At 61.2% G+C, this 20,136-nt stretch carries 18 protein-coding genes; 10 read left to right on the top strand and 8 right to left on the bottom strand.

Annotation, left to right across the window (positions count from 1 at the left end; all coding sequences use genetic code 11):
• Positions 1-45: 45 nt before the first annotated feature.
• Both PspS34_RS18395 and PspS34_RS18400 read right to left on the bottom strand, forming a co-directional pair.
• Entirely contained in the window at positions 46-591 is a 546-nt protein-coding gene (locus tag PspS34_RS18395) for a cytochrome b (RefSeq protein WP_102671603.1), read from the bottom strand.
• On the bottom strand, positions 588-1,673 hold the full coding sequence (locus PspS34_RS18400; protein WP_102671604.1) for a catalase family peroxidase: 1,086 nt from the start codon (positions 1,671-1,673) through the stop codon (positions 588-590). The genes PspS34_RS18395 and PspS34_RS18400 overlap by 4 nt, the downstream gene beginning before the upstream one ends.
• A gap of 158 nt (positions 1,674-1,831) precedes the next feature.
• On the opposite strand from PspS34_RS18400, the gene PspS34_RS18405 reads away from it, so the two are divergent.
• The 4 genes from PspS34_RS18405 (at position 1,832) to PspS34_RS18420 (ending at position 5,906) form a co-directional block, all read left to right on the top strand.
• Positions 1,832-2,338: a sigma-70 family RNA polymerase sigma factor gene (locus PspS34_RS18405; RefSeq protein WP_090456673.1), complete on the top strand. Its 507-nt coding sequence runs from the start codon at positions 1,832-1,834 to the stop codon at positions 2,336-2,338.
• Entirely contained in the window at positions 2,335-3,087 is a 753-nt protein-coding gene (locus PspS34_RS18410) for an anti-sigma factor (protein ID WP_154861367.1), read from the top strand. The genes PspS34_RS18405 and PspS34_RS18410 overlap by 4 nt, the downstream gene beginning before the upstream one ends.
• A gap of 165 nt (positions 3,088-3,252) precedes the next feature.
• The gene (zapE, locus tag PspS34_RS18415; RefSeq protein WP_150812586.1) at positions 3,253-4,377 is read left to right on the top strand and encodes a cell division protein ZapE; all 1,125 of its coding nucleotides are present in this window, start codon (positions 3,253-3,255) and stop codon (positions 4,375-4,377) included.
• A 215-nt stretch (positions 4,378-4,592) separates the two neighbouring features.
• The gene (locus PspS34_RS18420; RefSeq protein WP_154861368.1) at positions 4,593-5,906 is read left to right on the top strand and encodes a leucine-rich repeat-containing protein kinase family protein; all 1,314 of its coding nucleotides are present in this window, start codon (positions 4,593-4,595) and stop codon (positions 5,904-5,906) included.
• A 136-nt stretch (positions 5,907-6,042) separates the two neighbouring features.
• Here PspS34_RS18420 and PspS34_RS18425 read toward each other — a convergent pair whose 3' ends face one another.
• Positions 6,043-6,747 carry a YebC/PmpR family DNA-binding transcriptional regulator gene (locus PspS34_RS18425; RefSeq protein ID WP_056854673.1) on the bottom strand — a complete coding sequence of 235 codons (705 nt, stop codon included), beginning with the start codon at positions 6,745-6,747 and terminating at the stop codon, positions 6,043-6,045.
• 225 nt (positions 6,748-6,972) lie between these two features.
• On the opposite strand from PspS34_RS18425, the gene tssI reads away from it, so the two are divergent.
• Positions 6,973-8,394: a type VI secretion system tip protein TssI/VgrG gene (gene tssI / locus PspS34_RS18430; protein WP_154861369.1), complete on the top strand. Its 1,422-nt coding sequence runs from the start codon at positions 6,973-6,975 to the stop codon at positions 8,392-8,394.
• A gap of 3 nt (positions 8,395-8,397) precedes the next feature.
• On the opposite strand, the gene PspS34_RS18435 is transcribed toward tssI, so the two are convergent.
• Both PspS34_RS18435 and PspS34_RS18440 read right to left on the bottom strand, forming a co-directional pair.
• Complete coding sequence (locus PspS34_RS18435) at positions 8,398-9,789, bottom strand: FAD-dependent oxidoreductase (protein ID WP_154861370.1); 1,392 nt, start codon at positions 9,787-9,789, stop codon at positions 8,398-8,400.
• Positions 9,790-9,859: 70 nt separating this feature from the next.
• Positions 9,860-11,185: an MFS transporter gene (locus PspS34_RS18440; protein ID WP_154861371.1), complete on the bottom strand. Its 1,326-nt coding sequence runs from the start codon at positions 11,183-11,185 to the stop codon at positions 9,860-9,862.
• A gap of 269 nt (positions 11,186-11,454) precedes the next feature.
• On the opposite strand from PspS34_RS18440, the gene PspS34_RS18445 reads away from it, so the two are divergent.
• Complete coding sequence (locus PspS34_RS18445) at positions 11,455-12,327, top strand: LysR family transcriptional regulator (protein WP_090456685.1); 873 nt, start codon at positions 11,455-11,457, stop codon at positions 12,325-12,327.
• A gap of 111 nt (positions 12,328-12,438) precedes the next feature.
• Here the strand turns inward: PspS34_RS18445 and PspS34_RS18450 are convergent, their stop codons facing one another.
• Positions 12,439-13,302: a LysR substrate-binding domain-containing protein gene (locus PspS34_RS18450; protein WP_154861372.1), complete on the bottom strand. Its 864-nt coding sequence runs from the start codon at positions 13,300-13,302 to the stop codon at positions 12,439-12,441.
• A gap of 109 nt (positions 13,303-13,411) precedes the next feature.
• On the opposite strand from PspS34_RS18450, the gene PspS34_RS18455 reads away from it, so the two are divergent.
• The 3 genes from PspS34_RS18455 (at position 13,412) to PspS34_RS18465 (ending at position 16,316) form a co-directional block, all read left to right on the top strand.
• Complete coding sequence (locus PspS34_RS18455) at positions 13,412-14,521, top strand: 2-aminoethylphosphonate--pyruvate transaminase (protein ID WP_154861373.1); 1,110 nt, start codon at positions 13,412-13,414, stop codon at positions 14,519-14,521.
• 157 nt (positions 14,522-14,678) lie between these two features.
• Positions 14,679-15,506, top strand: coding sequence for a phosphonoacetaldehyde hydrolase (gene phnX / locus PspS34_RS18460; RefSeq protein WP_102671614.1), 828 nt, complete (start codon positions 14,679-14,681; stop codon positions 15,504-15,506).
• 240 nt (positions 15,507-15,746) lie between these two features.
• Positions 15,747-16,316 (top strand): cytochrome b, encoded by a 570-nt coding sequence (locus PspS34_RS18465; RefSeq protein WP_154861374.1) that lies wholly within the window; start codon positions 15,747-15,749, stop codon positions 16,314-16,316.
• Between the two features lie 113 nt (positions 16,317-16,429).
• Here PspS34_RS18465 and PspS34_RS18470 read toward each other — a convergent pair whose 3' ends face one another.
• Together PspS34_RS18470 and PspS34_RS18475 are read right to left on the bottom strand one after the other, a co-directional pair.
• Positions 16,430-17,356, bottom strand: a complete 927-nt coding sequence (locus PspS34_RS18470) for a pyridoxal-phosphate dependent enzyme (RefSeq protein ID WP_154861375.1) — start codon at positions 17,354-17,356, stop codon at positions 16,430-16,432.
• Positions 17,357-17,513: 157 nt separating this feature from the next.
• On the bottom strand, positions 17,514-19,553 hold the full coding sequence (locus PspS34_RS18475) for an NADPH-dependent 2,4-dienoyl-CoA reductase (RefSeq protein WP_154861376.1): 2,040 nt from the start codon (positions 19,551-19,553) through the stop codon (positions 17,514-17,516).
• 272 nt (positions 19,554-19,825) lie between these two features.
• On the opposite strand from PspS34_RS18475, the gene PspS34_RS18480 reads away from it, so the two are divergent.
• Positions 19,826-20,098, top strand: a complete 273-nt coding sequence (locus PspS34_RS18480) for a hypothetical protein (RefSeq protein ID WP_154861377.1) — start codon at positions 19,826-19,828, stop codon at positions 20,096-20,098.
• Positions 20,099-20,136: the final 38 nt, after the last annotated feature.

Here is a 20,136-nt window from a genome sequence, read left to right on the forward strand (position 1 = left end):
AAGATCGCCGCCTGCCGCAGGCTGCGATCTTTTTCTCCATTGCAACTAGCCGCGATCCTTGCCCCGCAACATGCTGTCCAGCACATCATCCCGCCGCACCCAGCCGTGAAACAACGCGGCCGCCAAATGCAGCAACACGGTCAGAAACAGCAGATACGCCAAATACCCATGAGCCTTGCGCAAAAACGCAAACAGCTGCGCGTCCGCCGGCACGATCGATGGCAACTGCAACGAACTGCTGAGCATCACCGGTTCGCCCGACGCCGAAATCATCGTCCAGCCCAGCAGCGGCAAGACCAGCATCAAGGCATACAGCAATACATGCGAGGCCTTGGCCGCCATCGCTTGCCAACCCGGCAAATCCGCCGGCAGCGGTGGTTGCGTGGTGGAGAACCGCACCACCAGCCGCACGATCACCAGCAGCAAAATCGCGACACCCAAAGGTTTGTGCAGATTGATCAGCCATTCATGCCGTTCGGACACCGAGGCGACCATGCCGGCACCGATAAACAGCATGGCGATGATCATCAGTGCCATCAGCCAGTGCAGCAGTCGCGCCAATGGAGCGAAGTGGTTGGGTTGAGTGCTCATTGCTGGGCCTCCTGTTTGGCGGCGGGCAACTGGCTGACTTCGCTGGTGCGACGCAGGTAGGAATTGGCGTAACCGGCTGAACGAGCGGCGAGCAACGGGTCGTCGGACCCTTCGATGCCGGCGGGTAAAACCAGCGGGTCGTAATTGATGTCACGGCATTCGCCATTGAGTTGCGGCTGGGTTTTTTCCAGCACCAGCGTGCCTGCGTTCAACACTTTGCGCCCTTCAGGCCAGGCTTTGCTGGCGTCGTTCACGGGATCGCCGGGATTGGCCAGGATGATATTCAACTGCCAACGCAACGGTCCTGCGGCTATACGCTGAACCAGGTCTTTCTCCAGAAAGTCGCTGCCCTCGGGCGCCATGGCACCCGACGCATCCTGCGCTACCGGCACCATGCTCCAGCGCACAGCCTGGCGTTGTCCGGCAGCGTTCACCAGATAAAACGCGTTGACGCTGTTATAGGTCTCGGTGACGTAACTGGCTGACGGTTTGGCGGTCTTGATCCAGGCCAGAAAGGGTGCAGCTTCCGGATGCGCACCGAAAAACGCCGGAACCGCGGTCGGGTTCGGCTTGCCCGTAGCCGGGTCCGGCGACTGCGCCTGCTGCAATTGATAGAACGCCTCGGGCGTGCCCACCGGGAACACCGGCATGCTGTTCATCCCCGTGCGCCACTGCTGGCCGTTGGCCTGGGTGAAGCGCAAGGCCATGCTGCGGATCGGCACGGCACTGTCCGGAGCATAAGGATTGCCGGCCGGCAAGGCGAAACGTCCGACCACCGGCGTCCGAGCTTCGTTGAACACCTGGGCGGTGGAATAGCTGCGCGCCTCACCGCTGCTCTCGAAATGCCCGATCACGCACACGCCTTTGGAATGGTTGCGACGGAAACCCGGATGCACGCCGTTGTTGGTTTCCAGCACGTTGATCAGTTTCTTCGGAGTCAGGCGCTGTGGGTCAAAGGTGCCGTTGACGTAGGCAAACGCCCCAGCCAAGGCGGCAACGACCACAGCAATGCCAGCCAGACGCAACGTCAGGCTTGCCGCACTCAAGGGTGGCCGGGTTGGCGGTGATGATCGATCTACCATGAAAGACTCCAGGGCCATCGGCCACAAGTGAGAAGAATCAAGCAGACGAACCGCATGCAGGTTTATTCCCACGCGCGGTGTTTATTTTTTCTGACGTGGAATAACCTCCGGTACCGGACGTCTTCCTAGTCCCAAGCGTAGTGACTAGTCAGAACTTCATGAACGATATCGACGAACAACTGAGGGAAATCATTCCAGGATTGCGACGGTTCGCCGTGTCGTTGACGCGCAACACCAGCAGCGCTGACGACCTGGTGCAGGCGAGCCTGGAGCGGGCACTCTCGAGTTGGGCTGGCAAACGCGCCGAGGGCGACTTGCGCGCCTGGCTGTTCTCGATTCTCTATCGGCAGTTTCTCGATGCCCACCGTCGCTCCCGGCGCTATGCGCGCATGCTCGAATTCTTCACCGGGCGTGACGATGCCCAGCCCTCGGTGGAGCGCACCGTGATTGCCCAATCGACCCTCAACGCCTTCGACCGGCTGCCCACCGAGCAGCGCGCGCTGCTGCTCTGGGTGTCGGTGGAAGGTTTGAGTTACAAAGAGGTCGCCGAGATTCTCGACGTACCCACCGGCACCGTGATGTCCCGCCTGTCCCGGGCTCGCCAGGCCCTGCGCCAACTCAGCGATGGCGAAATCAACCGCCCTTCCCTGCGGAGACTCAAATGATCAGCATGCCCCCCAGCGAGCGTGACCTGCACGCCTACGTCGACCACCAACTGAGCGACGCCGACCGACGCCAGGTGGAGACTTTTCTGGCCGGTAACCCGCAGATGGCCGCGCAAGTATGCGCCTGGCAGCAGGATGCCCAGACACTGCGCGCAGCTCTGAGTGGCGCCTTGCAACAACCCTCGAACCCGGACCTGGATCCGGCGGTTATACGCCAGCGCCTTAAACGCCAATCCCGTAGACACCTGGCCAGTGCCGCGGTGTTGTTCATCGCCCTCAGCGTCGGCGGTGTCAGCGGCTGGCAAGCGCGGGAGATGACACTGGCGAGTCCCCAGCTTCCAATGACCGATGCGCTGCAGGCTTATCGCCTGATTGCCCAGCAAGGCCTCCTGCCGGCGGATTTCAAAGTCGGCGACGACGGTGACATGCAAGGCTGGCTCGACCGCTACTTCACACAGGCCAACCGCCTGCCCGACCTTTCGGATGCCGGTTTCAAACCGGTCAGCGGGCGCCTGCTGAGCACCGAGCAAGGCCCGGCGGCGATGGTGGTCTACGAGAACCAGAGCGGGCAGAAAATCAGTTTCTACGTGCGCCCGCCAGGGCCGAAAAACTTCCTGCTGCCCAGGGGCAGTCGCAGTGATGGCGAGTTGCAGGCCGAGTACTGGTCGGGAAGTGGCTACAACTATGCGATGGTCAGCCCGGCGGATACACCGGCGGCGCGGATGCTCAAACAGACCACTCAATTCTGATCGCCATCCAGCTGCTTTTTTTTGTGGGAGTTTGCGGTGTTCCTTTAGAGCCCAGTGACGGTGGCCCGGAATATTCCGACACTGCTGGAAGCAGATTCCCTGCTCTGGTTACACTATGGCGCCGCAGCACAAAGAGCCTGCCCGTACACCAGAGGTGATATCCCAGTGGCCGTTCGACCGCCCAGCCGTTCGCGAATCAAATCGCGCTGGCAAACGTTGCGTCGCCTTCTCGGCAAGGCACCGGCGCCCGGTAGCGCCGCGACAGGCCAGGTCATCCACGACTACTTTCGCCATCAGGCCCATGCACAGGGCTACACCCTCAGTCACAGCCAACAGCGGGTGATCGACTGCATGGCCCGGCATGCCTGCATGCTGATGGGCACTGCGGCGAAACCCCTTCCCGGCCTTTACCTGCATGGTGCCGTGGGGCGCGGCAAAAGCTGGCTGCTCGACGGGTTTTTCCGGGCCATTCCCCTCGCGCAAAAACAACGCCTGCACTTCCATCAGTTTTTTGCCCAACTGCACCAGGGCATGTTCGAGCACCGCGATCAGGCCGACGCCCTGGCGATCACCCTCGATGAACTGCTCAGCGATTGCCAGGTGCTGTGTTTCGATGAGTTCCATGTGCACGACATCGGCGATGCGATGCTCATCACCCGGTTGTTCAAGGCACTGTTCCAGCGCGGCATCCTGTTGCTGGTCACCTCCAATTATCCGCCCGAAGGCCTGTTGCCCAATCCGCTGTACCACGCCCGCTTCAAACCGGTGATCGACTTGATCAATGCGCGCATGCAGGTGATGGAGGTCGGCGGGCCCCACGACTACCGCAGCCAGGCCCGAACCCATGCGCATCAGTTGTTCACTCAAGGTCACTACGTCTGGCCGGCGAGCGTGGCGCAACGACAATCGCTGAACCTGCCCAGGCACAATGCCCCGCCTGTTTCGTTGCCGGTAGGTACCCGGCATTTGCGAGCACGTTTCTGCGAAGGGCGCGGCGTCGGTTTTACCTTCACCGATTTGTGCGATCAGCCCACGGCGGTGATGGATTATCTGGAGCTGTGCCGCCAGTTCGACCGCTGGATCATCGATGAACTGCCACTGCTGGGCGATTGCACGATTGCCGCCCAGCAGCGTTTTATCAATCTCATCGACGTGCTGTACGACCAGGACAAGCACCTGACGTTGCTCGGGCAGCACTCATTGCGCGAAAGCCTGGGTGGTGATGCCATTGATCTGGCGCGCACACGCAGCCGACTGGGACAACTGGTCGAAGTCAGCGAACCGGTCTGATCGATAGCTTTTTGTTGCATTGACTGACTTCTTCGCGAGCAAGCCCGCTCCCACAATGGATTTGTGTCGGATACAGAATTTGTGATCTACACCGATCAAATGTGGGAGCGGGCTTGCTCGCGAAGGCGGCCTGACAGTCGCCACATCTTTCCCGCTATCATGTCGCCCATTTCCGGGGCCCCGCGCCCTCCTCTAGGTTAATGGCGAATCTGTTCATGCATACCCTTGCTCAATTGCGCGCCGGCGAGTTGTCGGGCATCACGCGGCTGGATCTGGCCGAAGGCCTGACCGAGTTTCCCCGGGAGATCTTCGATCTGGCGGATTCGCTGGAAGTGCTCAACCTCAGCGGCAATGCTCTGAGCGCGCTGCCAGAGGACTTGCATCGCCTGACCCGTTTGCGCGTGCTGTTCTGCTCCGATAACCGTTTCACCGAGTTGCCGGCCTGTGTTGGCCAATGCGCTGCACTGACGATGATCGGCTTCAAGGCCAACCGTATCGCCCACGTGCCCGCAGCGGCACTGCCACCGCTGCTGCGCTGGCTGATCCTGACCGACAATTGCATCGAGACGCTGCCGAGCGCGCTGGGAGAGCGGCCATACCTGCAAAAGCTGATGCTTGCCGGTAACCGCCTGCAGGCGTTGCCGGAGTCGATGCACAATTGTCATCGGCTGGAGCTGATCCGCATCGCCGCCAACCAGTTCACCGACTTGCCGCAATGGCTGCTGACGCTGCCAAGCCTGACCTGGCTGGCCTACGCCGGTAATCCGCTGGAAACCGAAGCCGATGCCGCCGCCCTCGATGCCACACCGCGCATTGACTGGTCGGCATTGCACCTGGAGAAAAAACTCGGCGAAGGGGCGTCCGGAGTGATTCATCAAGCTGTCTGGCAACCGACCGACCAACCGGCCATGCCAGTTGCGGTGAAGCTCTACAAGGGTGAAATGACCAGCGATGGCTCGCCGCTGCACGAGATGAACGCCTGCATCACCGCAGGCCTGCACCCGAATCTGATTCGCGTCGAAGGGCGGATTGTCGATCACCCGCAACAAACCGCCGGGCTGGTCATGCAGTTGGTCCCGCCGAGTTTTCGCAACCTCGCCAGCCTGCCGAGCCTGGCGTCGTGCAGCCGCGACATTTATGCCGAAGGCTTGCGTTTCAGTGCGGCGGTGGCGCTGCGCATTGCCTCGGGCATTGCCTCGGTGGCCGAACACTTGCACAACCACGGCATCACCCATGGCGATCTCTACGGGCACAATATTCTGTGGAATGAACAGGGCGATTGCTTGCTGGGGGATTTTGGCGCGGCGTCGTTCCACGGGATTTCCGACAGCCTGGAAAGCCGCGCCTTGCAGCGGATCGAGGTGCGGGCGTTCGGGGTGTTGCTGGGCGAACTGCTGGAGCGGGTTAATTCGGGGTTGAGCGACGAACAGCGTGGGGTACTGGAAGATCTGCAACAGCGTTGTTGCCAGCCGCAAGTGCTGGTACGGCCGGGGTTCAGCGAAATCGTGCGGCAATTGGAAAGTCTGTGACCGCTGCGCGGTCAATTGCGAGCAAGCTCGCTCCCACATTAGATCGCGCCAGACCATGCAACTCGGTCAACTGTGGGAGCGAGCCTGCTCGCGATGACGGCCTGCCAGACAACAGAGCCGTCATTGACACAAAGACTTAACCCGCCAACCCGACAAACATGTCCTGCACGTCGTCATGGTTATCGAGGCCTTCGAGGAACGCTTCGACTTCCGCCATCTGCTCATCGCTCAGGCCGCTGACCGGGTTTTTCGGCTGGTAGCCCAGTTTGGCCGACAGCACGGTGAAGCCTTGTTCCGGCAGGGCTTTCTGCACCGCGTCGAGGTCGGTCGGTTCGGTCAGGAACAGGGTTGCCCCCTCTTCACCCGGCTCGAAATCCTGTGCACCGGCTTCGATGGCGGCCATTTCCGGATCGGCGTCCGGGGTGTCCGGCGACGCTTCGATCATGCCGACGTGGTTGAAGTCCCAGGCCACCGAACCGGAAGCCCCCAGCTGACCCTTGCGGAACGCCACGCGGATCTCGGCAACGGTGCGATTGATGTTGTCGGTCACGCACTCAACGATCAACGGCACCTGATGCGGGGCGAACCCTTCATAGGTCACGCGATGGTATTGCACGGTTTCGCCCAGCAGGCCCGCGCCCTTCTTGATGGCACGATCCAGTGTTTCCTTGGGCATCGAAGCTTTCTTGGCCTGTTCAACCACCAGGCGCAAGTGCGCGTTGGTAGCTGTATCAGCGCCGTTGCGCGCAGCAATGGTGATTTCTTTCACCAGTTTGCCGAAGATCTTGCCCTTGGCATTGGCTGCCGCTTCTTTGTGTTTAACCTTCCACTGTGCGCCCATTTCTCACTCTCTTATCTGTGGCATCTGTGGCGCCGAGACATCTATTGGCCGACGCTTTGCACAAGTTTATACGGCCTAAAGTTGGCAATCGACCAAAAAATCCCGACTTGCATCGACATCTTCACCAGCGGTTGTAGGGCAATTCGGAAATGTCGCTTTACCGTACCCGCAATGCGCCGGGGTTTCGTACGCTTTGCACCCTACTCCACAGCGGTAGCGCGTTCGATGCACAACGACAAGGATAGTCCCACCACCCTGACGCTTCTCGAAGACGACCTGAGCTTCCAGGTGGTCCGGTTCAGTGGTCATGAAGCTCTCAACCAGCCCTATCGATTCGACATCGAGGTGATCGGGCTGGCACCAGCCCTGAACCTTGAGCGATTGCTGCACCAACCGGCGTTCCTCGAATTCGGCCACGATCAAGGCATTCATGGCGTGCTGGACAGCGCCAGTTGTGAACATCGAAGCGGGCACCGGGTCGCTTACAAGCTGGTGCTGGTGCCTCGTGTCCAGGTGCTGGAACAGCAACGATGCCGACGTATTTTCCAGCACGCCAGCGTGCCCATGATCCTGCGCCAATTGCTGGAGGAACATGGGTTGCCCGCCAGCAGTTATCGCTTTGAACTGGCAACCAGGCACTATCCCCTGCGACCTTTTTGCATCCAGTACGAAGAATCCGACCTGGCGTTGCTGCAACGGCTGTGCGAGGAAGAAGGCATCCACTATCACTTCGAGCATCAACGCGACGGCCATGTGCTGGTGCTGGCCGACGACAGCTTGAGCTTTCCCCAAGAGCCACTGCTCATGTCGATGAGCGGCGGCGCCCCCGGCGAACACCAGGAACCGGTGATCAGCGAACTGTTCCAGCGCCATGACGCCACGCTCTCCCCTGTGCGTCCAGGTGCCAGGAATCCGGGTGCAGCGGACATCAGCGAGGGCGCTGCCAATCACTCGTTCGCCACGGCGAGGCACTGTCCCGCTGGCGAGCAACAACATCGCGACCAGCTCAGCCGTCGACAACTGGAACGCCTGCGCTGCCGTCACCAGCAGATCCACGGTCAAAGTAGCCAGGGGGCATTACGCAGTGGCCGGATCCTGCAAGTGGCCGAGCACCCGCTGGCGAATTTCAATGATCAGTGGCTGGTTACCGAAATCCGCCATCAGGGGTGTCAGTCATCCATTCTGCTCGACGACACACCGGGCACGGCCTCGGGTTACCGCAATCAATTCAGCGCCATCCCCTGGTCGACGGTATTCAGGCCAGCGCTCAAACAACCCAGGCCGAATATCCCTGGGTATCAGCCCGGTCGCGTGTGCGGCCCGGTCGGGCAACCGGCGGCAGTGGACGAGGATGGCCGGGTTCAGGTGAACCTCTGGCCCGCCACACAACCAGTCGCAGAAGAGTCCAACGGCCTGTGGCTTCCGCTGGCGCTGACCACCGCCGAGGACTGGATCGATCCGGCCCGCTTGCCCGTGGCTGGCAGCGAGGTACTGGTGATCTTCCTCGACAGTGACCCGGATCGCCCGGTGCTTTGTACGACCATGGGCTCTCGGCCACAACCTCACCGCCCTCGCCCGCATGAGCCCCGTGGCGATACCCGCCTGCTGTTCGACTGGCTGCTCACCCGCTCGGACCCTGCACCCTGACGCTCAAACCTTGTCAGCCTTGCCGGCTGCAGCAGCGAACTTCGCCAGACGCACGTCCAGATGCCGTGGCCGATGCCCGTGATCCTCCGCGCGCTCCTTGCGGCGGATGGCGTTGCGCACCATCAGCGAGCCGATATAGCGAATCGGCTCCGGCGGGAAAAAGCCCAGAGGGCCATTGACCAGCGGCGAACGGGTCCAGGGGTTGTCCAGGCCTTGAACCATCGACGCCAGAATCTGCCCGCCCATGTGGCAGGGGCCGACGCCGCTGCCGGAATAGCCGAAACCGTAAAACACATTGCCACTGGCGCTCATCTGCCCGAAGAACGGAAGCCCGGTCACCGATCGATCCGATGGACCGTTCCAGGTCGCCTCGACCTTGACGTCGGCAAACGCCGGGAAGAAATCCGCGAGACTGCTCTGCAACAGGCCGGCATAAGGCGATGGCTGATCGAACACAGGCAGCATGCGCCCGCCATAGGCGAAGGTGTTGCCGCCCTTGCCGAGCATGATCCGGCCGTCCGGCGTGTTGTGGTAGTAGTGCACGAAAATCCGCGAATCGAGCACCGTGACGCCGCTGGTCAGACCGATTTCGTCGAGTAAATCCGGCCGAGGCTCGGTGATCAGCATGTCGCTGGAAACGATCGCCACGCTGCGTTCGAACTGCGGAAACGCCCGGGCCATCCAGGCGTTCATCGCCAGCACCACGCGGTCGGCGCGAATGATGCCCTTGGGGGTTTGAATGCCCGCTGGCCGGCCCTCCTCCAGCCCGGTCATCGCGGTGTTTTCATGAATCCTCACCCCCAGCTGCAGGGCTACCCGGCGCAAGCCACGCACCAGTTTGCCCGGCTGCACACTGGCCGCGGCCGGGGAAAACCAGCCTTCCAGGTGTTTGCTGGAACCGGCCATGCGCTGCACATCGGCCACCGGCCGCTGGGTGAACGAGTTGATGCCGTTGCGCTCCAGCGCCACGATCACAGCGTCGGTCGAGCCGACCTGCGCGCGATTGGTCGCGGTGTAGAGGGTGCCATCGAGGCGGTAATCGGCGTCCACCCCATACTGTTCGCAGAAGGCGCCGATGGCATGGATGCTGCGCTCGGACTCTTGGACCAGACGCACGGCTTCTTCGACGCCGAACAAACGTTCGAGGGTGAAATACTTGGCCGACCACGACAACGCACAACCGCCATTGCGTCCACTGGCCCCGGCACCGCAGATGTCCGCTTCGATCAGCAGCACATCCAGTTCGGGGTTCTGCTCCTTGAGCATGATCGCGGTCCACAACCCGGTGTAACCACCGCCGACGATACAGACATCGGCGCGGGCGTCGCCTTCCAGTGGCGGACAGGTTTCGGATGCATCAGCCTTCAAGGCCTGGTCCAGCCAAAAGGGTCTCATGGGGTCAATCTCCGGTCAGTGGCCCACACGCCGGCCTGCCGCAGGTGCAGCAGGCGACGAGGGACAGGATTCAGGTACGCAGGGGTTTGATGGTCATCGCCTGATTGGGCACGTAGGCGAAGTGAGTGCCCAGGCCACCGGGGCGGCTGTTCCAGTGCGGGATCAATACCAGCGCCGAGAACATGGCGCAGCCGGCGAAGACGATGAACACGGTAACGGTGTCGAAGTAGCCTGGCAGCAGCCCGCCGAGAATCGCCCCGACCGAACCGCAGCCGTTAACGAAACCGGCTGCCGTGGCGCCGGCCTTGGCGGTGCCGAAGTCGATGGCGGCCGCGCCGCTGATCATCGAGTCCGGTCCGTAGAGGGTCAGGCCCATGACGAACAGCAGCGCCACCACCAGCAGCACGCTGCCGGTATGCAGGGCGCCCATGAAAAACGCCAGGGACACCGTCAGCGCCAGCAGGCTGATCACGCAAGCCGGCATGCGCCGGGCGCCGAACAGTTTGTCCGAGGCCAGGCCAATCAGGATTGGCCCGAGCAACCCGGCCAGCTCGAACGCAGTCGGAATGATCGCCGCGCCGACCTTGCCCACCGAAGGCATCTGTTCGAAGACGATCACCGGCCCCCACAGCAGAATCGCGTAGCGCGCCGGCTTGAGCATGAAGTACGCCAATCCCAATACCAGCACCGTGCGGTTGCGCAGGATTTCCTTCAAAGGCTCCCACATGCTGATTTTGCTTTGCGCCTCGGCTTGTTCGGCGGTCAGCTCAGGCTCCGGCTCCACCGCCGGCAAGCCGACGTCCTCCGGTTTGTTGCGTTGGAAAATAAAAAACAGCACGGCGACCAGCCCAACCACCACCGCACTGGAAATGAACGCCGCATGCCAGCTGCCGATGAGCGTGTACGCCCACCAACCGGCAAACGGCGAGGCTACCAGGCCGCCAAAGGCGTAGCAGGAACTCCACAGGCCCAATACCCGTCCGCGTTGCTCGGAGGGAAAGAAGCTGCCGAGGTTCTTGCACAGCCCCGACCAACCGGTGGACTGCGCCAGGCCTTGTATCAGCATGCAGGTAGCGAAAATCGGTAACGTTGCGAAGTTGCCCATCACCAGCGCCGCGGCGGCGGAAATCAGCAACCCGCCGAGCACCACAACTCGCGGGCCAAAACGGTCTGCGAGGATGCCCCAGGTGAACTGACCGACGGCGTAAGCCGTCAGGTAGATGGCGTCGAGGTTGGCCATGGCCATTTTGTCGAGCATGAAGGTCGGGTCTTCGCCAATACCGAGTTTGGCGACCGAGAATGCTTTGCGGGTGAAATAGAACGCGGCGTAGGCGAGCCAGGTGATCGCGAAGATCTGCACGCGCCAACGCTTGATGGTGCCGATGTGCTTGTTCATTGTGGTTCTGACCTCAGGGTGTGAGTGTGCCGGCAGAATTGGAAGAAAACGCCTGTGTTTTTTATTGTTGAGCACTGCGATATCGCCCTGTCCCTACGGCGGATACCGGTCAGATGAGTCCTGTAGTTGCACGCACAGGCTCATGGCACCCGCTGCTGTTCGACTGACCAGTCAGCGGGGCTGAGGTGGATAAAAACAATTACTGATTAATAAGTGAAATCGATTTATCGTATTTCAAATATAAGTTCAGCTTGTTACTGGAGATTCCCATGTCGGTGTCCCACGCCCAGCTCAAAGCTTTCCACGCCGTGGCGGTCCATGGAAGCTTTACCAAGGCCGCCGAACGCCTGTTTCTGACGCAACCGGCGATTTCCGACCAGGTGCGCAAGCTCGAAGAGCGCTACGGTGTTTTGCTGTTTCACCGCAACAAACGCTCGGTGCGCCTGACCGATCTGGGCGAGCGTCTGTTGAGCGTTACCCAGCGGCTTTTTGTGATCGAGGCGGAAGCCCAGGAACTGCTTCAGGAATCCCAGGCCTTGCAGACCGGTAGCCTGATTCTGGCGGTGGATGCACCGGTGCACGTGCTGCCGCAGATTGCCCGGTTCTGCGAACGCTACCCCGGGATCAGCGTGAAGATCGAAACCGGCAACACCGATGAGTCGCTGTTTCGACTGTTCAACTACCAGGCCGACCTTGCATTGCTGGGTCGTGATGTCAGCGATGAACGCCTGATTTCACTGCCCCTGCGCAACGACCCGATGGTGGCGTTCGTGTCGCGCAATCATCCGTGGGCCGACCGCGAATCCATCACCCTCGCCGACCTCGACGACACGCCACTGGTATTGCGGGAAATCGGTTCGGTGACCCGGCAGACGCTGGAGGAGGAAATGGCGGGGGCCGGGTTTCGCATTCGGCCGGCGATTCAGGTTGAAGGCCGCGAGGCAGCTCGAGAGGCGGTGGTGGTGGGGATTGGCGTTGGCGTGGTGTCGGCTGCCGAGTTTGGTGCGGATTCGCGGGTGTGTGCGTTGCCGATTATCGATTGCAAGCGGCGGTTGACCGAGACGTTGGTGTGCTTGCGCGAGCAGAGTTCACGGCGGGTGGTGGCGACGTTTCTTGAGATGGTGCGCGAGAGTCTTATGTAAGCAGGTCCGGCCCCTTCGCGAGCAAGCCCGCTCCCACATTTGATCGCATTTCTCCAGGAGGAACTCGGTTAAATGTGGGAGCGGGCTTGCTCGCGAAGGCCGCGCCTCGGTCTACCTGACGGGTGCCAACCCGAAAAACGCCTGAATCAAGCGCAAATCCCTGCGCCGCTCCATACAACCAATCATGTGCCGATTCACCAACCCCTCGCCAATGATCGGTACCGCCGCCACCCGTGGATCGTGGCTGACCTCCACCGACGACACCACCCCCACCCCCAGTTCGGCGGCCACCGCCTCGGTCACCGCTTCGCGGCTGTCCAGTTCCAGCAACACCCGCGGATTGACCCTGGCCTGGGCGCAAGCCTCATCGAAGGTGCGCCGGGTAATCGAACTCGGTTCGCGCAGCACCATGATCACCTGATCCAGTTCCTTGAGCTGCACGCCTTTAGTCTTCTGCGCCCAAGGATGCCCGTCGGGCACCAGCGCGCAAATCCGCGATTCGTTCAGCGCCTGCAGATGCAGGCCCTTGCGCGGCTCGACCTCGGTCAGCACCGCCACGTCGGCATGTTCGGACAGCAGCGCCGCCAGGGTTTCCTGGGCGTTGCCCAGGCGCAGGTTCACCGTGATCCCCGGATAGCGCGCGCGCAGGCTGGCGAGCATCGGCATGACCATGTGCGGGCCGTCCGCCGCCACCTCCAGACGCCCGGTCAGCAATTGCCGGTTGGCTTCGAGCATCACCTGCGCCTCTTCGGCCAGGCCGAACATCGCCCGGGTGATTGCCGCCAGTTTGGTGCCCTCCTCCGTCAGCTCCACCCGTCGGGCGGTGCGGCGCAGCAGGGTGATCTGGTAGTGCTCCTCCAGGGCCTTGATGTGCCCGGTGACCGCCGGCTGGCTGATGAACAGCCGCGCCGCCGCCCGGGTAAAACTGCCTTCCCGGGCCACGGCATCGAAGGCGCGGAGCTGAAACAGGTTCATGAATAACCCTCACTGATGGCTGGCATAACAATAAACAATTTGATTGATAACACGGCAAATTGCAATTTAAGCCCCGTAGCTTCATCCCATCGATTGCGAGGACACGAGAATGAGTACTGCCGAACCCATCCTGCTCACCCCCGGCCCGTTGACCACGTCGCCCCGCACCCGTCAGGCGATGATGATCGACTGGGGTTCATGGGATGACCGCTTCAATCAACTGACCGCCAGCCTCTGCGAGCAACTGCTGGCCATCATCAACGGCGCGGCCACCCACCACTGCGTGCCCCTGCAAGGCAGTGGCACCTTCGCCGTCGAGGCAGCGATCGGCACGCTGGTGCCTCGGGACGGCAAGGTTCTGGTACTGATCAATGGCGCCTACGGCAAACGCCTGGCGAAGATCTGCGAAGTGCTGGGCCGCTCCTTCAGTACCTTCGAAACCGCAGAAGATGAGCCGACCACCGCCGCCGACGTCGACCGCCTGCTACGTGCCGATCAAGACATTACCCATGTCGCCCTGATTCACTGCGAAACCAGTACCGGCATCCTCAATCCGCTGCCAGAGATCGCCCAAGTAGTGGCGCAACACGGCAAGCGCCTGATCATCGACGCCATGAGCTCCTTCGGCGCGCTGCCCGTGGATGCACAGCAAGTGCCGTTCGACGCACTGATCGCCGCCTCGGGCAAATGCCTGGAGGGCGTACCGGGCATGGGTTTTGTCTTCGCTCGCAAAGAATCCCTGACCAGCGCCGCCGGCAACTCGCATTCGCTGGCGATGGACCTGCAGGATCAGTACGCCTACATGGCCAAGACCGGCCAGTGGCGCTTCACCCCGCCGACCCATGTGGTCGCGGCGCTGCACGAAGCCCTGCTGCAATACAACGAAGAAGGCGGCTTGCCGGCGCGGCACGAACGCTACGCCGCCAACTGCCAGGCATTGATGGAAGAGATGGGCAAACTGGGGCTGCGCAGCTTCCTGCCGGCGGCTATCCAGGCGCCGATCATCGCCACCTTCCACGCCCCGAAAGATCCGCGCTACGCGTTCAAAGAATTCTACGAGCGGGTCAAGGCCAAGGGCTACATCCTCTACCCCGGCAAACTGACCCAGGTCGAAACCTTCCGCGTCGGCTGCATCGGCCATGTCAACCCGGCGCAAATGCGCGAAGCCGTGGCCGCGATTGGCGAGGTACTGCGCGAGATGGAAGTGTTAGAGATCTAAGCTCCACCGTATTCCCCTGTGGGAGCGGGCTTGCTCGCGAAGAGGGTCTGGCATTCGACATTTATGCCGGCTGATACACCGCCTTCGCGAGCAAGCCCGCTCCCACCCAAACCAAAGCAGCTCCCCTATCAGCCAGTTGCCACAGGATTTGATCACCATGAACTACGCCAACCCAACCAAACTGCAAGCCGCCATCCTCGACTGGGCCGGCACCGTGGTCGACTTCGGCTCCTTCGCCCCGACGCAGATTTTCGTCGAGGCCTTCGCCGAGTTCGATGTCCAGGTGTCCATCGAAGAAGCCCGTGGCCCGATGGGCATGGGCAAGTGGGACCACATCCGCACCCTGTGCGATCTGCCGGAAGTTGCCGAGCGTTATCGCAAAGTGTTCGGCCGCACGCCGACCGACGATGACGTCACTGCCATCTACCAGCGTTTCATGCCGCTGCAGATCGAAAAAATCGCCGAACACTCGGCGCTGATTCCCGGGGCACTGGAGACCATCGCCAACCTGCGCCAGCAAGGGATCAAGATCGGCTCCTGCTCCGGTTACCCGAAACAGGTCATGGACAAGGTGGTCGAACTGGCCGCCACCAACGGTTACGTGGCCGACCACGTGGTCGCCACCGACGAAGTCCCGAATGGTCGCCCATGGCCCGCCCAGGCGCTGGCCAACGTCATCGCCCTGGGCATCGACGATGTCGCCGCGTGCGTGAAGATCGATGACACGGTGCCGGGCATTCTCGAAGGCCGCCGCGCCGGCATGTGGACTGTGGCGCTGATCTGCTCGGGCAACGCCCTGGGCCTGGACTACGAAGGCTATCGTGCCTTGGGCTGCGACCAACTGGATAGCGAGCGCAAGCGCATCCACGGAATGTTCGAAGGTTCACGCCCGCATTACATGATCGACACCATCACCGATCTGCCGGAAGTGATCGCCGACATCAACAAGCGCCTGGCCAACGGCGAAATGCCACAGTCGAGCTAAAAAACGCAACGCCCCCCTCCTGTAGGAGCGAGCCTGCTCGCGATGGTGTGTCAGATACATTGATGTCGACTGACACACCATCGCGAGCAGGCTCGCTCCTACAGTTTTTTCCGTCTGTTACCCGAACCAGAACACCCAGCGACCAATCGCCTCAGGCAAATCCGGTGAAACAGGATTACAGTTAACGCACACCGTCGGACAAGAACGGTGGCTTTAAACCGGACCTCTGAGGAACACCCCATGCCGTGGAAAAACTCTGAGTCGCGCTACAGCACCGTATCGATCGCGCTGCATTGGCTGATGCTGGTCCTGCTGGTGCTGGTTTACGCCTGTATCGAGTTTCGCGGATTCTTTCCCAAGGGCAGTGGCGCGCGCACGCTGATCGTCGAATCACACTTCATGCTCGGCCTGACCGTATTCGTTCTGGTCTGGCTGCGATTGTTCGCACGCAGCCTCGGCCCGGCGCCGCAGATCTTCCCGGCCTCGCCGCACTGGCAAACGACACTGGCCAGGCTGATGCACTGGGCGCTGTACATTTTCATGATCGTCACGCCGATTCTCGGGTGGCTGGTCACCAGCGCCAAAGGCAATCAGGTGATGTTCTACGGTATCGACCTGCCGATGCTGGTAGCGGAAAACAAAGACCTGGCCAAACAGCTCCAGGGCTGGCATGAGCTCGGCGGCACTATCGGCTATTGGCTGATCGGCCTGCATGCCGTGGCCGGGCTGTATCACCATTATGTGGTGGGCGATAACACATTGCTGCGGATGATGCCCAAGCGCGTGAACCGCGATCTCTCAGACCAATGAACTCCAATGTGGGAGCGGGCTTGCTCGCGAAGGCAGTGTGTCAGGCTATACAAAATCGACTGATACTCCGCCTTCGCGAGCAAGCCCGCTCCCACACTGGATCGCAGCGCCGCTCAGTTTTTTGAACTCAATCCCCGCCACCCCTGCAAACCGCCGGTGTGGACAAAGATCAGCCGCGTACCACGGGCGAACTTGCCCGCCTCCACTTGTTGCTTGAGGGCCATGAGTGCCTTACCGGTGTACAGCGGCTCGAGGGGAATGCCGCTGGCCTGCCCGGTCTTTTCAATAAAGTCGAGCAGCAACGGATCAACCTTGGCAAACCCGCCGCGACTGGCCTCGAACAGTTCATACACTGCATCGACCACCCCCGCTTCCTGCACTATCCGCTCGACCTGCTGCGCCACCCCGTGGTCATCAGGCACCGCCAGGGCACCGTATACCGGATGATCCCCCGCTTCGGCCAGCACCAGGCCGGCCAGGGTCGTGCCGGTTCCGCAGGCCAGCCACCAGCCGTCATAGTCACTCCAGCCCAAGCCCGCCAATTGGGTACAAACCCTGGCCCGCAATTGCATGCAACCTTCAGCACCGGGTAATCCACCTCCCCCTTCAGGCACCGGATGCAATGTCGGATAACGGGTTTGCCAGGGTTGCCAGAAACCCGCTTCATGCCTCGCTCGATAGCCTGCATAGCCCAGCCAGTGCAACTCCATGCCGAACGCCTGCAAGTCCTTGACCGTCGGGGTTTGCTGAGGATGCCCGCGCAACAGGCCGACGGTGGAAAAACCGAATCGCTTGCCCGCCGCCGCCAACGCGTGGAGATGATTGGAGTGCGCGCCACCGAGACTGATGATGCCTACGGCCCCCAGGCGGTCGGCGGTTTTCAGGTGTTCGATGAGCTTGAACCATTTGTTGCCGCTGATCAGCGGGTCGATCCGGTCCAGACGCAGGACCGCCACTTCGATGCCGGCTTGGGTGAGCCAGTCGAGATGAAGGGGGTCGAGGGGGGCCTGGGGTAACCAGGTGGAGGGTGGGAGAAGCATTGGCGCCTGATTGAGCTAAAAAAAGAAATTACATTCTAGTCGCTCAAAGGCAGCCATCGCGAGCAAGCTTGCTCCCACCTTCGATCTGCTGAACGACACAGATTCAGTGTGGGAGCGAGCTTGCTCGCGATGGCCGTTGGCACGCTTGACCGGTCTGTTACAACTGCGCCGCCAACCGCGACCCCTGATTAATCGCCCTCTTGGCATCCAGCTCTGCCGCGACATCCGCGCCGCCGATCAGGTGCACGTTCTGCCCCGCCGCCGCCAGGCCTTCATGCAACTCGCGCAGCGGATCCTGCCCGGCGCAAATCACGATGTTGTCCACTGACAGCACCTGAGCTTCGCCGGTTTCGCCGATGCGAATGTGCAGGCCTTCATCGTCGATCTTCAGGTATTCAACGCTGTTGAGCATCTGCACCTGTTTGTTCTTAAGGCCCGTGCGATGAATCCAGCCGGTGGTCTTGCCCAGGCCGTCGCCGACCTTGGACGTCTTGCGTTGCAGCAGGAACACCTCGCGGGCCGGCGCATGGGGCGCGGCCTTGATACCGGCGACACCGCCGCGCGCTTCAAGGTGTGTATCGATGCCCCATTCCTTCCAGAACGCGGCGCGATCCTGACTGGTGGCGACGCCTTCATGCACAAGGAACTCGGAAACGTCGAAACCGATACCACCGGCACCAATCACCGCGACGCGCTTGCCGACCGGTTTGCGCTCCAGGATCACGTCCAGGTAGCTCAGCACCTTGGCGTTTTCCACCCCTGGAATGGCCGGCACACGCGGCGCAATGCCGGTGGCCAGAATGATCTCGTCGTAGCCACCCTCGACCAGTCCGGCCACGTCGACGCGGGTGTTCAGGCACACCTCGACGTTGGTGGTCTGCAACTTGCGGTTGAAGTAGCGAATCGTTTCGTAGAACTCTTCCTTGCCTGGAACGCGCTTGGCAATGTTGAACTGACCGCCGATTTCGCTGGCCGAATCGAACAGCGTCACCTGATGGCCACGCTCGGCGGCCACGGTCGCGGCGGACAGACCGGCAGGGCCGGCACCGACCACGGCGATTTTCTTCAGTTGCTGCACGGGCAGATAGTTGAGCTCGGTTTCGTGGCAGGCACGCGGGTTCACCAGGCAACTGGTCAGCTTGCCGCCGAACGTGTGGTCGAGGCAGGCCTGGTTGCAACCGATGCAGGTGTTGATTTCATCGGCACGACCTTCAGCGGCTTTGTTGACGAAATCCGGGTCGGCGAGGAACGGCCGCGCCATGGACACCATGTCGGCATCGCCCTCGGCCAGGATCTGCTCGGCGACTTCCGGGGTGTTGATACGGTTGGTGGTGATCAGCGGAATATTGACCGAACCCCGCAACTTGGCCGTGACCTTGCTGAACGCCGCGCGCGGCACTTTGGTGGCAATGGTCGGAATCCGCGCTTCGTGCCAGCCGATACCGGTGTTGATGATGGTCGCGCCGGCCTGCTCGATGGCCTTGGCCAGTTGAACGATCTCTTCCCAGGTGCTGCCGCCTTCAACCAGGTCGAGCATCGACAGACGGAAAATGATGATGAAGTTCGGGCCTACCGCTTCACGCACGCGACGAACGATCTCCACCGGCAGGCGCATGCGGTTTTCATAGCTGCCACCCCAGCGGTCGGTACGGTGGTTGGTGTGGGCGGCGAGGAACTGGTTAATGAAATAACCTTCGGAACCCATGATTTCCACGCCGTCGTACTCGGCGGTTTGCGCCAGTACCGAGCAGGTGACGAAATCGCTGATCTGCTTCTCGATGCCTTCCTCGTCCAGCTCCCTGGGCTTGAACGGGTTGATCGGTGCCTGGATCGCACTTGGCGCAACCTGTTTCGGGCTGTAGGCATAACGACCGGCATGGAGGATCTGCATGCAGATCTTGCCGCCCGCGTCATGCACGGCACGGGTGACGATACGGTGCTTGAGCGCTTCTTCTTCGGTCGTCAGCTTGGCCGCGCCGGAATACACGCCACCCTCGTCATTCGGGCCGATACCGCCGGTGACCATCAGGCCGACACCGCCACGGGCACGCTCGGCAAAGTACGCCGCCATGCGCTCGAAGCCACCCGGTTTCTCTTCAAGGCCAGTGTGCATCGAACCCATCAGGGTGCGATTGCGCAGCGTGGTGAACCCCAGGTCCAGCGGAGCCAACAGGTGCGGGTATTGAGCGGCGGTCATCGGTAACTCCACATCGAGCGATCACGGAAAGTGCGGGAGCTCTGCGGCCCCCATCAGTCATGTTCGACAGACTAAGAGTCGTGCCGCCATCCCTCAATGACCGTAAATGACAACTTATTGATCGAAATGAGCAGCGACATTGGGCTAACGGGAATGACTCAAAACAAAAACGACCTGCGGTCATGAGTTTTCACTTCGATTGGAATTATTTGCATTAAGAATGGAATCAGCCAGCCATAGCCAGCCGTGTCGCGGGAACGTTAAAAACCAGCATGGACGCCGTGTGTGAAATGTTTTATGTCGTGATGTCGGGCCATTGCCAGAGGAGTTTTCGCGGTGCGGCGCTGAATGGCGGCACTCTGAAGCACACCTCCAACTGGGCTACACGCTTGGCCGTGGCCAGACCTGAACCGCAATTCATGTACGACGCACTTGTAGAAGCATTTGTTTTTTGGGTGACGCGAGCACGTAATCCGACAACACAAAACCAAAAAGTAAAAACAACACAACCTTTGACACGATATATTCCAGAAAAAACAATTTAAACTAACTGGAAGACAATATAACCACCCACTTATGGCGA

This window comes from Pseudomonas sp. S34 (assembly GCF_009866745.1).
In the GTDB taxonomy this organism is placed as follows: Bacteria; Pseudomonadota; Gammaproteobacteria; order Pseudomonadales; family Pseudomonadaceae; genus Aquipseudomonas; species Aquipseudomonas jessenii.